Annotated in this window: 12 protein-coding genes; 8 read left to right on the top strand and 4 right to left on the bottom strand. The window is 42.9% G+C overall.

Features of this window, described 5'->3' with window-relative positions; all coding sequences use genetic code 11:
• Window positions 1-277 precede the first annotated feature (277 nt).
• Window positions 278-856 (top strand): rubrerythrin, encoded by a 579-nt coding sequence (gene rbr, locus DW121_RS03475; RefSeq protein WP_117710595.1) that lies wholly within the window; start codon window positions 278-280, stop codon window positions 854-856.
• A gap of 181 nt (window positions 857-1,037) precedes the next feature.
• Here rbr and nadB read toward each other — a convergent pair whose 3' ends face one another.
• On the bottom strand, window positions 1,038-2,612 hold the full coding sequence (nadB, locus tag DW121_RS03470; protein WP_117710492.1) for an L-aspartate oxidase: 1,575 nt from the start codon (window positions 2,610-2,612) through the stop codon (window positions 1,038-1,040).
• A 108-nt stretch (window positions 2,613-2,720) separates the two neighbouring features.
• Between nadB and DW121_RS03465 the strand changes: the two genes are divergently transcribed.
• The 4 genes from DW121_RS03465 to dacB all read left to right on the top strand — a co-directional run bounded on the left by DW121_RS03465 (window position 2,721) and on the right by dacB (window position 6,520).
• Window positions 2,721-3,128, top strand: a complete 408-nt coding sequence (locus DW121_RS03465; protein ID WP_117710491.1) for a PH domain-containing protein — start codon at window positions 2,721-2,723, stop codon at window positions 3,126-3,128.
• A gap of 71 nt (window positions 3,129-3,199) precedes the next feature.
• Window positions 3,200-4,558, top strand: a complete 1,359-nt coding sequence (gene lpdA / locus DW121_RS03460; protein ID WP_118323102.1) for a dihydrolipoyl dehydrogenase — start codon at window positions 3,200-3,202, stop codon at window positions 4,556-4,558.
• A 79-nt stretch (window positions 4,559-4,637) separates the two neighbouring features.
• Window positions 4,638-5,075 carry a DUF2007 domain-containing protein gene (locus tag DW121_RS03455; protein ID WP_117710490.1) on the top strand — a complete coding sequence of 146 codons (438 nt, stop codon included), beginning with the start codon at window positions 4,638-4,640 and terminating at the stop codon, window positions 5,073-5,075.
• On the top strand, window positions 5,072-6,520 hold the full coding sequence (gene dacB, locus DW121_RS03450) for a D-alanyl-D-alanine carboxypeptidase/D-alanyl-D-alanine-endopeptidase (RefSeq protein WP_118323038.1): 1,449 nt from the start codon (window positions 5,072-5,074) through the stop codon (window positions 6,518-6,520). Before DW121_RS03455 ends, dacB begins: the two co-directional genes overlap by 4 nt.
• A gap of 171 nt (window positions 6,521-6,691) precedes the next feature.
• Here the strand turns inward: dacB and DW121_RS03445 are convergent, their stop codons facing one another.
• Window positions 6,692-8,188 (bottom strand): acetyl-CoA hydrolase/transferase family protein, encoded by a 1,497-nt coding sequence (locus DW121_RS03445; RefSeq protein ID WP_117710488.1) that lies wholly within the window; start codon window positions 8,186-8,188, stop codon window positions 6,692-6,694.
• 51 nt (window positions 8,189-8,239) lie between these two features.
• Complete coding sequence (locus DW121_RS03440; protein WP_117710487.1) at window positions 8,240-8,620, bottom strand: hypothetical protein; 381 nt, start codon at window positions 8,618-8,620, stop codon at window positions 8,240-8,242.
• A gap of 450 nt (window positions 8,621-9,070) precedes the next feature.
• On the opposite strand from DW121_RS03440, the gene miaB reads away from it, so the two are divergent.
• The gene (gene miaB, locus DW121_RS03435; RefSeq protein WP_117710486.1) at window positions 9,071-10,438 is read left to right on the top strand and encodes a tRNA (N6-isopentenyl adenosine(37)-C2)-methylthiotransferase MiaB; all 1,368 of its coding nucleotides are present in this window, start codon (window positions 9,071-9,073) and stop codon (window positions 10,436-10,438) included.
• Window positions 10,439-10,780: 342 nt separating this feature from the next.
• Here the strand turns inward: miaB and DW121_RS03430 are convergent, their stop codons facing one another.
• On the bottom strand, window positions 10,781-11,185 hold the full coding sequence (locus DW121_RS03430; protein ID WP_118323037.1) for a DUF3836 domain-containing protein: 405 nt from the start codon (window positions 11,183-11,185) through the stop codon (window positions 10,781-10,783).
• Window positions 11,186-11,589: 404 nt separating this feature from the next.
• Here DW121_RS03430 and DW121_RS03425 point away from each other — a divergent pair, with 404 nt between their 5' ends.
• Both DW121_RS03425 and DW121_RS03415 read left to right on the top strand, forming a co-directional pair.
• Window positions 11,590-13,302 carry a tetratricopeptide repeat protein gene (locus DW121_RS03425; RefSeq protein WP_118323036.1) on the top strand — a complete coding sequence of 571 codons (1,713 nt, stop codon included), beginning with the start codon at window positions 11,590-11,592 and terminating at the stop codon, window positions 13,300-13,302.
• A 522-nt stretch (window positions 13,303-13,824) separates the two neighbouring features.
• The gene (locus DW121_RS03415) at window positions 13,825-14,433 is read left to right on the top strand and encodes a hypothetical protein (RefSeq protein WP_147331357.1); all 609 of its coding nucleotides are present in this window, start codon (window positions 13,825-13,827) and stop codon (window positions 14,431-14,433) included.
• The last annotated feature ends 5 nt before the right edge of the window (window positions 14,434-14,438 follow it).

The raw sequence follows: 14,438 nt of genomic DNA, 5'->3' as shown, positions 1-14,438 counted from the left end.
GATTTCACGGAAAAAGGAATAAAGAAAATCCATACTTTCCGTGTAATCCGTGCCTAAAAATCCTCCTCTTTTTGAAAAGAGATTGCAAAATTAAGTAAAATAAAGCAAATAGCTATAACTATTCCATTTGTTTTTTGTTGATTTTGTCTATGAGGTGATAGATAAATCCGATGAGATAAAATACCGTTTTATTAAACTAAATGACTATTTTTGTGCTATCAAAAAAGGAAATACCAACAATCTATACGTAATTACATTAACTAATAAAAAAGAAACTATGAGCAAGAGTATCAAAGGAACTCAGACAGAAAAGAATCTGTTGACTTCATTCGCCGGTGAATCACAAGCAAGAATGCGTTACACTTATTTTGCAAGCGCAGCAAAAAAGGAAGGTTACGAACAAATTTCAGCTATCTTTACCGAAACAGCTGATCAGGAAAAAGAACATGCAAAACGTATGTTTAAGTTCTTGGAAGGCGGAATGGTAGAAATTACCGCTTCTTATCCGGCAGGCGTCATCGGTACTACATTGGAGAATTTGCAGGCTGCCGCTGCAGGCGAGCACGAAGAATGGTCATTGGACTATCCTCACTTTGCCGATGTTGCCGAACAAGAAGGTTTCCCTGCAATTGCCGCTATGTATCGCAATATTGCCATTGCCGAGAAAGGACACGAAGAACGTTACCGCGCTTTCGTGCAGAACATTGAAAACGCCGCTGTTTTCGCTAAAGAAGGTGAAGTAGTATGGCAATGCCGCAACTGCGGTTTCATTTATACCGGCAAGGAGGCTCCTCAAGTATGTCCCGCTTGTTTACATCCGCAGGCTTACTTCGAGGTGAAGAAAGAAAATTGGTAAAACGACCTTTACTGTATAAAACAAGGAGAGTGTGTCAAAACGGATGATAGTTTTGATACACTCTCTTATTTTTAACAGTTGTGCCACCAAGCTGGCACAACTTTGCCACTTTGATGGCATAAGTGTGCCAATACGGTGACAAATTTGTGCCAACTTGGTGGCACAAATTGAGATTATCGGTTTATTTCTTTTCTGCGTGCGGATAGTCTATCGTATAGTGCAGACCGCGGCTTTCCTTGCGTTCCATGGCTTGGCGGGTAATCAGATAGCCTACATTAATCATATTGCGCAGTTCGCAAAGTTCACGGGTTGCCTTGCTGCTCTTGAACAGCTTTTCCGTCTCCTCATAAAGAATATCCAATCGGTTCCATGCGCGGGTGAGGCGGGTGTTGCTGCGGACGATACCTACATAAGATTCCATAATCTGGTTCACCTCCTTCATGCTTTGCGTAATCAGCACACGCTCTTCGTTGGAGATAGTTCCTTCATCGTTCCATTCGGGAATATCCTCATTGAAGTCATAGCGTTCCAATACGCTCAGTGCGTGCTTGGCGGCTGCGTCGGCATAGACCACCGCTTCAATCAGTGAGTTGGAAGCCAAACGGTTTCCGCCGTGAAGACCGGTGCACGAACATTCGCCGATGGCATACAGGCGGCGGATGCTGGATTGTCCGTCCAAATCTACCTTGATGCCGCCGCAAAGGTAGTGTGCGGCAGGTGCTACGGGGATGTAGTCTTTGGTAATATCAATGCCGATGCTGAGGCATTTCTTATAGATATTCGGGAAGTGCTTCTTGGTTTCTTCGGGATTTTTGTGGGTAACGTCCAGATAGACGTGCTCGTCGCCGCGCTGTTTCATTTCGTTGTCAATGGCACGCGCCACGATGTCGCGCGGGGCAAGTGAAAGGCGCGGGTCATACTTCTGCATGAATTCCTTTCCGTCCATGGTACGGAGCACGCCGCCGTATCCGCGCATGGCTTCCGTTATCAGGAAACAAGGGCGGTCGCCCGGATGATAGAGGGCGGTGGGGTGGAATTGGATGAATTCCATATCCTTTACGGCGCCTTTGGCACGGTAGACCATGGCAATGCCGTCGCCTGTGGCAACCAACGGGTTGGTAGTGTTACGATATACGGCTTCGCAACCGCCGGTTGCCATAATGGTCATTTTGGAAAGGAATGTATCCACTTCTCCGGTATTCTCGTTCAGCACGTAAGCGCCATAGCATTTGATGCCCGGAGTATAGCGGGTTACGATAATGCCCAAATGGTGCTGGGTGATGATTTCCACTGCGAAGAAGTTGGTGAATACGGTGATGTTGGGATGTTGCTTTACGGCTTCAATCAGGCTGTCTTGTATTTCCGCGCCGGTATTGTCCTTGTGGTGCAGGATACGGAATTCCGAGTGTCCGCCTTCTTTGTGCAGGTCGAATTCTCCGCTATCTTTTTTGTCGAAGTTCACTCCCCATTTAATAAGCTCATTGATTTGTTCGGGGGCGTTGCGCACCACTTTTTCCACAGCTTCACGGTCGCTTATCCAGTCTCCGGCAATCATGGTGTCTTCGATGTGCTTATCGAAATTATCTACTGCCAAGTTGGTGACGGAAGCGATGCCGCCTTGTGCAAAATAAGTGTTTGCCTCTTCCAGACCGGCTTTGCAGATGAGGGCTACTGTTCCTTTATGCGCCACCTTAAGCGCAAAACTCATACCGGCAATTCCGGAGCCGATAACGAGGAAATCGAACTTTCTTACCATAGTTATGTGTATTTAGCACTGCAAAACTACAAAATAAGTACGTTCCTTGTCTCCCTTGCAAGCATTAATTCATAAAAATACCTACCTTAGCGGCAAAAACCGGATAAAATGAATCGAATTTTTCATGCACGTATCGCTGCCGGACAGTATTTGTTTATCCTCTTGGCAGGTGCAATGGCTGTTTACGGTCTTTGGGAGAAGCACATTCTTGTTGCTGTTCTGTTTATGCTTTTGTTGGTTGTCAGCATCGAGAAGTTGATTCATACTACCTATACCGTTACTGCCGATAATAAGCTGTTGTTGTTCTTCGGCCGCTTTTCGCGGGGGCAGGAGATTCTGTTGAAGGATATTACATCGGTAGAACGTACTTCTTCCATGCGGATAGGCAGATTTGCCGTTATGCGCTATGTACTGATAAGGTATGGAGAGGGCAAGTGCGTAGCGCTTCTTCCCGTTAAAGAGGAGGAGTTTATCCGGCTGTTGGAAGAACGTATATCATCTGCCGGTGATAATTAAGTGGGTTATCATGCCTTTTTTCTGAATTTCTTGTTGTATCTTGCATGCAGAAATCTATAAATGCAAGAACTATGAAATATCAAGTTGCCATTATCGGTGGAGGTCCTGCGGGATATACGGCTGCGGAAACAGCCGGAAAAGCCGGTCTGAGCGTTGTGCTTTTCGAGAAACAAAGCCTTGGCGGAGTGTGCCTGAATGAAGGGTGTATTCCTACCAAGACTTTATTGTATTCGGCAAAAACATATGATAGTGCGCGCCACGCATCCAAATATGCGGTCAATGTGGCGGAGGTATCATTCGACTTGTCCAAAATTATAGCCCGCAAACAGAAAGTAGTGCGAAAGCTGGTGTTGGGGGTCAAAGGAAAACTGACTGCCAATAATGTGACTATTGTGAATGGAGAGGCTTCAATCATAGATAAGAATCATATTCTGTGTGGCGACGAAACGTATGAATGTGACAATTTATTGCTTTGCACAGGGTCGGAAACATTTATTCCGCCTATTCCCGGAGTAGATGCGGTGCCTTATTGGACGCATCGTGACGCATTGGATAATAAAGAACTTCCTGAATCGCTGGCTGTCATCGGCGGCGGGGTAATCGGTATGGAGTTCGCCTCATTCTTCAATAGTCTGGGGGTAGAGGTCACTGTCATTGAGATGCTGGATGAAATATTGGGCGGAATGGACAAGGAACTGTCTGCCATGCTGCGTGCGGAATATGCCAAGCGCGGTATTAAATTCATGCTGGGTACGAAGGTAGTGTCACTGAACGAAAGTCTGTCGGAGGAACGGCAGGCGCAGGTAGAAGTGAGTTATGAGAATGCCGAGAGTGCAGGTTCTGTAACCGCAGATAAATTATTGATGAGTGTGGGACGCCGCCCTGTAATGAAAGGCTTCGGACTGGAGAATCTGAATCCGGAAAAAACGGAACGCGGCAGCATACGGGTTGACGGACAGATGCGGACTTCCGTTCCGGGTGTGTATGCGTGCGGAGACTTGACCGGATTTTCTTTATTGGCCCATACTGCCGTACGCGAGGCGGAAGTGGCGGTACATACTATATTGGGCGAGAAAGACTGTATGAGTTACAAGGCTATCCCCGGCGTGGTATATACCAATCCGGAGATTGCGGGTGTGGGAGATACGGAAGAGTCTTTACAAAAAAAAGGCGTTTCCTATCGTACGGTGAAGTTGCCTATGGCTTATTCCGGTCGTTTTGTAGCGGAGAATGAAGGTGTCAACGGTATGTGTAAGTTGCTGTTGGCAGAAGACGATACTGTTTTGGGAGCACATTTGCTGGGCAATCCGGCTTCGGAGATTGTCACGTTGGCAGGTATGGCTGTCGAACTTGGATTGACGGCGGCAGAATGGAAGAGGATTGTATTTCCGCATCCTACGGTGGGTGAAATCTTTAAGGAAGCTCTTTAACTAAATACGCTCTGAATGACAGATAGTATAAACTAATTATGCACATTTACTTATTCACTTAAATGAAATACGCTATATCATGAAAATCGTAAAGTTGATGACTTGCGATTCTGCAACTCAAGCCCATATTATTCAGGGAGCGTTGCAGAACGAAGGAATTGATTCTATGTTACGGAATGAGAATATGTCCACACTGCTGGCGGGATTGCAGGTAAGTAATCTGACAGGTGTAGACATACTGGTGAACGAAGAAAACTATGAAGCGGCAATCAATCTGTTGGAACAAAACCAGATGATTCCCGAACAATTGAGGTACTGTCCTTTCTGCGGCTCTTCCGACATTAAATTTGTCCTTAGAAAAGGACATCGGCTAAGAGCTGTTGCGGCAGCTGTCGCCTCTTTGCTGGCGGGTGCTGCTCCGGGTACTAACCATTGGGAGTATGTTTGTAATCAATGTAAAGGAAGATTTGAGAAGCCGGTTGCTAAAAAGCATCAGGTAATAGTTGAATCTAAATGATAGCTTGTGAGAAGATGAGAAAATGCAGCTTGTTACCGATTGTGTTCATTTTGACACTGATTCCTTGTATATTGCCTGCACAGGGAGTATCGACAGAAATAAACTCCCTTTCTTCGCAACTGGATACACTGATAAAATATAAACTGCCCGAAGGTTCCAATGTATCTGTTTCGGTGTACGATTTGAGCGCTAATGAAACGCTGTATGCTTATCAGGCTGACAAACTTTCCCGTCCGGCTTCTACAATGAAGTTACTGACTACGATTACGGCGCTTGCACGCCCTGAGGCAAACGAGCCTTTTTGTACGGAGGTTTGGTATAAGGGAGTGATTGAACGTGATACGCTGAAAGGAGATATATACGTTGTCGGAGGTTTTGATCCGGAGTTTGATGATGAAGCGTTGGACTCTTTGGTCAGTAGGGTGGCGCGTCTGCCTTTTTCTGTGCTTCAGGGCAAGATATATGGCGATGTTTCCATGAAAGACTCTTTGTATTGGGGAAGCGGCTGGTTATGGGATGATACGCCTCATTCCTTTCAGCCATATTTGTCGCCGCTGATGCTCGGCAAGGGAGCGGTTACGGTAACAGCTTTTCCCGGCGTACAGGGAGATACGGCACGCTTGGAATGTACTCCCGCTTCGTCTTATTATACACTGGCCAATACAACGAAAACCCGTACTCCCTCTGCCGGGCGTTTCCGTGTATCCCGCAACTGGCTGGAGAACGGCAATGACATAACGGTATCGGGTAATGTGGACGGGAAGCGTACCGGTACGGTGAATATCTATTCTTCACAGGACTTTTTTATGCATACGTTCTTGGAACGTTTGCAGGCAAAAGGCATCCGTTGTCTGTCCGATTATTCTTTCAATGAATTTCAAAAAGACAGTATTTCTGTGCGAATGGCATCTTATAATACTTCCGTGCAGGCAGTAGTCAATCAAATTATGAAAGAGAGCGACAACTTGAATGCCGAGGCTATGCTGTGCCGTTTAGGTGCACAGTCCACGGGCAACAGGCATATCTCTGCCGAAGACGGACTTTCGGCTATCCGCCGGTTGATAAAAAAACTGGGTCATGCTCCCGACCGCTATAATCTGGCAGACGGTTGCGGGCTTTCCAACTATAACTATATCTCATCGGAACTTTTAGTAGCTTTCTTGAAGTTTGCTTATTCGCGTACGGATGTGTTCCAAAAACTATATAAGGCATTGCCCATCGGCGGAGTGGACGGAACACTGAAAAACCGTATGAGGAAAGGAACACCTTCTTATAAGAATGTACATGCCAAAACCGGTTCCTTTACCGCTATAAATTGTTTGGCAGGTTATCTGACGGCAAGCAACGGACATCAGATTGCTTTTGCCATTATGAATCAGAATGTGCTTTCCGGCAGGGAGGCACGTAAATTCCAAGATACTGTCTGTGATATACTTATCCGATGAATTTTCGGTTGGTATGAATTGATAAGAGGTATACACCAAAACTTACTTGCTGATTTTTTCAGGCACGGATTACACGGATTTCACGGATTAAAAATACAGCATTAAATTAAAAAATCCGTGAAATCCGCGTAATCCGTGCCTAAAAAATCTTTTTGATTGAAGGGATTGCCTTTATTTGTACTGTGCCCAGTCAATATTCTTCATATCCCCGCTTTTCGCCAGTTCGGCGTGCATAGCCAAAGCGGCACGCATGGCATGAGGAGTCTGAGCCTTGCCGTCGGTCAGTTTCAGATAATCCCATAGGATATTCTTGTAGTCCGGATGAACACAGTTCTCAATGATGGCTTGGGCACGTTCTTTCGGGCTCTTGCCGCGCAGGTCGGCAACACCTTGTTCGGTAACGATGATGTTGACATCATGCTCGCTGTGGTCCACATGGGAAACCATAGGTACGATAGCGCTGATTTTGCCTTCTTTGGCAACAGACGGGCAAGTAAAGATAGAGATATAAGCGTTGCGCGTAAAGTCGCCCGAACCGCCGATACCGTTCATCATCTTCGTACCGCCGATATGGGTGGAGTTTACGTTTCCGTAGAGGTCGGCTTCGATGGCAGTGTTGATAGAGATGATACCTAAACGGCGCACCACCTCGGGGCTGTTGGAAATTTCCGACGGACGGAGAACCAGCTTGTCGCGGAAGAAGTCCATATCCTCGTATATGCCGTTCAGGCAGTCGTTGGTTACGGTCAGTGAACAAGCGCTGCCAAACTTCACGCGGCCTTCGCGAATCAGTCCGATAACGGAGTTCTGGATAACCTCTGTGTACATTTCGAATGCCGGAATTGTTTTGTCACGTCCTAAAGCGCCTAACACTGCGTTGGCGATGTTTCCTACGCCCGACTGCAACGGCAGGAAGGTAGAAGGAATAATACCGCGTTTCATGTCTGCGGCAAGGAAGTCGGCTACGTTCTGCCCGATTTTGTCAGTCAGCGGGTCGGCGGCGGCAAATGAGCGGGCTTCATCCGGCCAGTTGGTTTCTACGACACCTACAATCTTCTTCGGGTCTACCTGAATGTAAGGCTGTCCGATACGGTCGCTCGGTTTGAAGATAGGTATTTCGCGACGGTAGGGCGGGTCAAGCGGTTCGTAAACGTCGTGCAGACCCATAGCGTTTTTGCTGTGTGCGGCATTCAGTTCGATAATAATCCGGTCGGCAAGGCGGCAGATAGTAGGAGCGATACCGCCGGCAGCGGTCAGATAGATTTTACCGTCGGGAGTCACCTCACAGGCTTCGATGATGGCTACATTTACTTTTCCCATAAAGCCGTAGCGTACTTCTTGCGCCATTTGCGACAAATGGATGTCGTTGTAGGCAATCTCGCCATTGTTTACCGCTTTACGGAAATCGGGGTTGGTTGTGTAAGGAGCACGGTAGCGGATAGCTTTGACGCGTGAAAGGATACCGTCGCAGGAGTCGCCGGTTGAGGCTCCTGTAAAAATGCCTATCTGGAAAGGATTTCCTTTGGCATGTTCCGCTTCTGCGATTTTTGCCAGTTCAGCCGTAACGGCTTTGGCTGTTCCTGCGGGAGTAAATCCGCTCAAGCCGATATTGTAGCCATGTTTAATCAGGCTTGCAGCTTCTGCTGCTGAAATGTAATTAAATGCCATAATGTATAGTTATTTTTTTCGTGTAAGGAATCAATTCAACTTTCAATTGCATTAATACTTTCGTTGTAATATCTCTCCCCAGATAATAGCCTTGCGTGCTTCTTCCGCCGAGTGTATTTCAAATTCGGATGAGGCGTCGGCCGGTTCGGGAAGTGTATTGTCGGTGTTCTGATGAATGAAAGACTGTTTTGGGGCAGGTTTCTGCTGTTTTTCTGTTTTCTTTCGTGTTGCAATAGCTTCGGGCTTGGGCCCTTCCGGTATATATCCGCCGTAAGTTCCGTCGTTCCAACTTTCAGGAAGGGGATTCTCTTCATCGGGCACAGGCATGGCAGGACTGTTGCCAGCTTTCTTTTTCGCTCCTTTTTTTGCTTGGCTGACAAAACTTATAACAATAACGCCCACAACCAACAGAAATTTGAAGATGTCTTCCATAAGCCTTTCTTTATTTTTTCATCGCCAAAGGTAATTATTTAATCTGATTGTAACCAACAAATTGGCATTAAAAAAGGGCAGCTTCACAGCTCCCCTTATTTTTTTAACCTAAACCTTAACTATGAAAAAATCTAATGTTTCTTTCATTCCACAAAATTGGAAATTTATTTCAACAATGCCAAATTAACACTCGGAAAATGTTTAGTCGCTTAACATAAATTAGTAGAAACGTGTCGAGAATCAGTAGAAACATATCGAGTAGAGAGAGCTTATGTATGATTTTTCCGTAGTTTCACCACTTTATTGAGAGTGAAGATGTATCTTTGCACTCTGTCATTCAGAGCGTAGCGAAGAATCCTTTCCCTCTGACTACATAAAGGGAGCAGATTCTTCGCTACGCTCTGAATGACAAGATGTAAATAATGTAACTTGATTTTAAACGAACTGATTATGGAAAATGTGACGGGAGCAGACTTTAAATCTGCAACTGCTGATGAAAACAAAAAGTTGTTCATCGAAACCTATGGCTGCCAGATGAATGTGGCAGATAGTGAAGTGATAGCCTCTGTGATGCAGATGGCAGGATATTCGGTGGCCGAAACGCTGGAAGAAGCGGATGCGGTGTTCATGAATACCTGTTCTATCCGTGATAATGCCGAACAAAAGATTTTAAACCGTCTGGAGTTTTTCCATTCGCTTAAGAAGAAGAAAAAGAATCTGATTGTCGGTGTGTTGGGGTGTATGGCAGAGCGTGTCAAGGATGACCTGATTACGAATCATCATGTCGACTTGGTGGTAGGTCCGGATGCTTATCTCACTTTGCCCGATTTGATAGCTGCCGTGGAGGCCGGAGAGAAAGCTATTAACGTGGAGCTGTCCACAACGGAAACTTATCGTGATGTGATACCTTCGCGCATTTGCGGAAATCACATTTCGGGTTTTGTTTCCATTATGCGGGGCTGCAATAATTTTTGTACTTATTGCATCGTTCCTTATACCCGCGGACGGGAGCGTAGCCGGGATGTGGAAAGCATTTTGAATGAAGTTGCCGATTTGGTGGCTAAGGGTTATAAGGAAGTGACCCTGTTGGGGCAGAACGTCAACTCCTATCGTTTTGAGAAAGAGGATGGAGAAGTGATAACTTTCCCTATGCTGCTGCGTATTGTAGCCGAGTCGGCTCCGGGTGTCCGTGTCCGTTTCACCACCTCTCATCCCAAAGATATGAGCGATGAAACCCTGCAAGTCATTGCGGAAGTTCCCAATGTATGTAAGCATATACACTTGCCTGTACAGAGCGGAAGCAGCCGTATCTTGAAGTTGATGAACCGTAAATATACTCGCGAATGGTATTTGGAGCGTGTAGACGCTATTCGCCGCATCATTCCGGATTGTGGCTTGTCTACGGATATTTTCTCCGGTTTCCATTCGGAAACGGAGGAGGACCACCAACTTTCCCTCTCCTTGATGGAAGCGTGTGGTTATGATGCCGCCTTTATGTTTAAGTATTCCGAACGTCCGGGTACGTATGCCAGCAAACATTTGCCGGATGATGTACCTGAGGAAGTGAAGATTCGCCGTTTGAACGAGATTATCGCTTTACAAAACCGTCTTTCTGCAGAGGCCAATGCACGTTGTGTAGGAAAAACTTATGAAGTGTTGGTAGAAGGTGTTTCCAAACGCTCACGCGACCAGCTTTTCGGACGCACCGAGCAGAACCGTGTAGTTGTCTTTGACCGGGGAACGCACCGGATAGGTGATTTTGTGACGGTTAAGATTACAGAAAGCAGTTCGGCAACACTAAAAGGAGAGGAAATTTGATTCTGCGGAAAGCAGTAAGATTTTGCGGAAACTTTACCGGTAAAGTTTCCGCAAGTGATATAATATATATATAATAATATATAATCTTACTTCGTAAGAATCACTTTTAATAAAATCTCTTGAGTTAACTCTTGAAACGCCATGATTTTTGATAGTTAATGCCTGAGTTTTGTTCTTGAAACACTCGGTGTTTACTTCTGAAACGCGTGGCGTTAATTTGAAATACGAACGAGTTAAAAAGCAAAAGGGCACGATTCTCACGAACCATGCCCTTTTTTATTAATGTATTGTTAACTTTAATTTTCTGTTATTCCGCCATTGCCGGCAGGTTTTCCGTATGGCCTATGCGGTTGGCACATTCTCTTCGTTCATTTCATATACGCTTTTCTCCATATCTTTGTCGTAAGCCTTGTGAGCATTGTTCCAACGTGCATATGACATGATGATTTCATTATTTTCGTATTGGTACGACATTTTGAAGTAAGGTGTCCATTGGCTTTTCAGGCTGTCCCATTTGGAGGCGGTTTTGCCGGTCAGACGGTTTTCGTTGTCGTATGTAAATTCATAACGCATATGGTTGTAAAGGTATGTACCGTCTTGCTTGAAGATTGTTTTTGCTACTACCAAGTCATTCTTTACTTCTTCATTGGTAATGAAGTTGTCCTGAGCCTTTACTTCTGAGTTCATTACGCTTACGATAATCATTGCTACGAATGCGATTGCTTTGAATAAATTTGTAGTTTTCATAATCTTTATTTTTTTATTGTTACTATTTCCGTTTTACCTTTAGACGCTGTTTCCGATATAAAAAGTTGCCTTTCCGGATTATCTTTTTTCGAACGCCTTCGCCTAATAAAATTCAAATCCTGTGCCAAAGATGTAAGCTGTTGATTATCAATGGTTATTATATTCTCGTATATGTTCATTATCGGACACTTGTCCGCTCAAGAACGAACACAATGCTTTCTATCTTTTGCCATATTTTTGAAGTTATACGCTTTGCAGATAAGAAACAGAAAAAAACTATTGCTACATTATGGCGTAGGGGATAAATAAAATTATGATAAACAGAAGAATTAGGAAAAAGAGGATAATGGAATGCCGTAATATCACTATTTTTGCTGTATAAAATGAAGCGATAGGAGAACTCTATGAAAAACACAATTGTTGCGATTACTTTGCTTGTCATTATTTTATCAGCTTGTACGTTCCGACGCAGTTATAGTATTCGGCTTGTGCAAATAGATTCGCTGATGTCTTTATCTCCTGATAGTGCTCTTCTTATTTTGGAGAATATTCCAATTCAAGCACTGAAAACAAAGAGTGATAGTGCTTATTATGCCTTACTGCTGATACAGGCGAGAGACAAAAACTTTATTACTCAGACAGATGACTCACTGATACGTTCAGTTGTAGAATATTATGATGTACACGGTAATACAGCAATGCAGGCACGGGCACATTATTTACTGGGAAGTATTTACAGGGATTCCAATAAGCATGGTATGGCAGTGAAAGAATATCTTAAAGCCGCTTTGCTGGGAGAAGAAATCCATAATTATGAGTTGATTGGCAATATTTATGTAAATGCCGGCTACTTGTATTATTTGCAAGATATGCCCGCTAAAGCTGATTCTCTTTTTCGGCTGGGAGAACGGATAGGAAGGTGTTTAAATGATACTTGTATGTGGGTGAACGGTCTTTTGTGGCAAGGTAAGGTGGATTTTCGATGTAAGCGCTATGTTGAGGCGGAGCAGAAGTATTTGGATGTTAATCGAGCATTGGGAAATTTTGGGGATAACAGAACTCGGGCTGTTGTAGCTGGTTCACTGAGTTCTCTTTATAGTAGAATGGGAAAAAAAGAGAAAGCACTTGAATATGCACGTTTGAAGTTTTTTTTAGAAGCAGGTGAGGGGCAGGATTATTCGGATTTTCTGATGTTTGGGGATGCTTTTTATCAAATGGAGCAGTACGATTCAGCAATCTTTTATATTAATAAATGCCTTGATGCAAAGGATTTGTCCATTAAAGCAGGGGGCTATACTCGTTTGGCGGATATAGCATTGTTGTGCGGTGATTCTGTTGAATCACTCAAAATGGAGAGATTACGTTCCATCTATATGGATAGTTTGAATAATTTGTCACAAAGTAATGATATACTTACAGCAGAAAAAGAAGTCTGGATGCAACAGCAGCAGGTACGATACAGAGATTTTTTGAGTCGGTATAAATATGTGCTTTTTGCTGTTATTGTGTTTGGATGTATGGCTATTTATTGTTTCAGAAAATATTATAAATGTAAATATCATAAAAATAGAAAAGTTTTATTGGAGTTGCAGACAGCTTCTTATAGGCAATATGCATTATTTCAAGAGCAGTTAAGGCGGAAAGAGAAGGAAATAGAATTGTTGAAAAATAAGATTAATAACCGATATATAGATGAGAAACAACAGGTGATTTTATCGGAAGAATTACAGGTTAATAAGGGTGAGCATGCAGCTTTGGCAAAAGAAACATTGCTGCATTCTCCAGTGTATGTCAAGTTAAACCTTATCATTACTGATTTTAAATGGAAGGATAAATCGGATAATGTACTGAGTGATAACGAGTGGAAGCAGTTGATTATGGGAGTTAATAGTTATACTAATAATTTGGTATCTCGTGTGTCACTTCAATATAATTTATCTCCTAAGCATACTTGTCTCTGTTGCTTGTTACTTCTTAATTTTCCAGTTACTCATATAGCTTACGTAATGCACTGTACACGCCCTACGGTTTATAACTCTGAACACGATATACTAATGAAGATGGGCGAAAAATATGAAAAAGGAAAGCTAAGAGAATTGCTAAATAATGTTAAATAGTACTATTTGGGAGCTTATTTTTATATGTAAACTTTCTTTTTTACACTTGCTTTACACTATTCTGCAAGGGAATCGGTCTACCTTTGTTATCAAATCATAAAAAATAATGGTATGAAACGAATTCTATGTTTAGTGATGTTATTTGCTGTAATAGGTAGTACGACTTTCTTAAATGCCCAGATTCCAAGATTAGTGTATAAGGTGATTCCTTTGATTTATGGGTTTAGTGATAATAGATGCCTACTTATACGACTCTACAGTAAATATTGATTTAAGTGGAAACAGTAGTGGTGAGTATTTAATTGAAATAACTTCAGATGGAGTGTTACTGGAGGGTGGTTTTATTTTGTAACATCATAAATTGAAAAACACAATGAAAAAACAAATAATGGCATTTAATATATAATCCAGATTCTTTGAACTATACAGATCATTACTCCATTAAGTGGTCTATTAATAAAACAATAAATTATCCAGAAGAGGATAAATGTATGCTTATTCCTTAAATAAAATAATATTTATATGAAACAAATATCAATTATGAAAGTGAATTTATCATTTTTCTATTATATTTTTTTATTGAGCATTTTAGGTGGTTGTTCAGATGACGAATCCAATGAAGCAACCTGTTATCCGAATAGTGAGAGTGGCTATGAACTTATAGATAATATAATAGGAACACAAGAGCTTTCTGAACGTCCCTATTGTAAATCTCCTGATTCGTATGTTTATCTGTATTTAGCTTTAAATGATGATGATTTACGCTTTATACGTTCTCTTCCTACTTATCTAAGCATATTGAATAAGGATGAAACCGAAACTCATTATTTAAGTCACTTTGATCCGTTTGATGTTCTTATAAATCCTACAAGTTGGGGTGAGAAAGCTTATCATTATTGGGATATAACTGAGCATCCTTACGAATCAGAACTTTATAAAAGTAAATATATAACCTATGGTATGCGTATTCGTGTTTCAGAAGTTAGTGGGGAGTATAAGTTTGCTATTCGCCTTACACAACCTTCAACTAATACGTTTCGTATAACAAGAACATATTCATTGAAAATACTTCCGGTTGTGGATGAGGCAGGAGATATAACTTGGGGATATATTGTAAGTCTTGTAAAATGATAAAT

Origin of the sequence: Bacteroides sp. AM10-21B (genome assembly GCF_003472565.1) — a bacterium.
Taxonomy (GTDB): Bacteria; Bacteroidota; Bacteroidia; order Bacteroidales; family Bacteroidaceae; genus Bacteroides; species Bacteroides propionicigenes.
The sequence above is the reverse complement of the archived record's forward strand: the minus strand, read 5'-3'. Positions and strand labels throughout refer to the sequence as shown.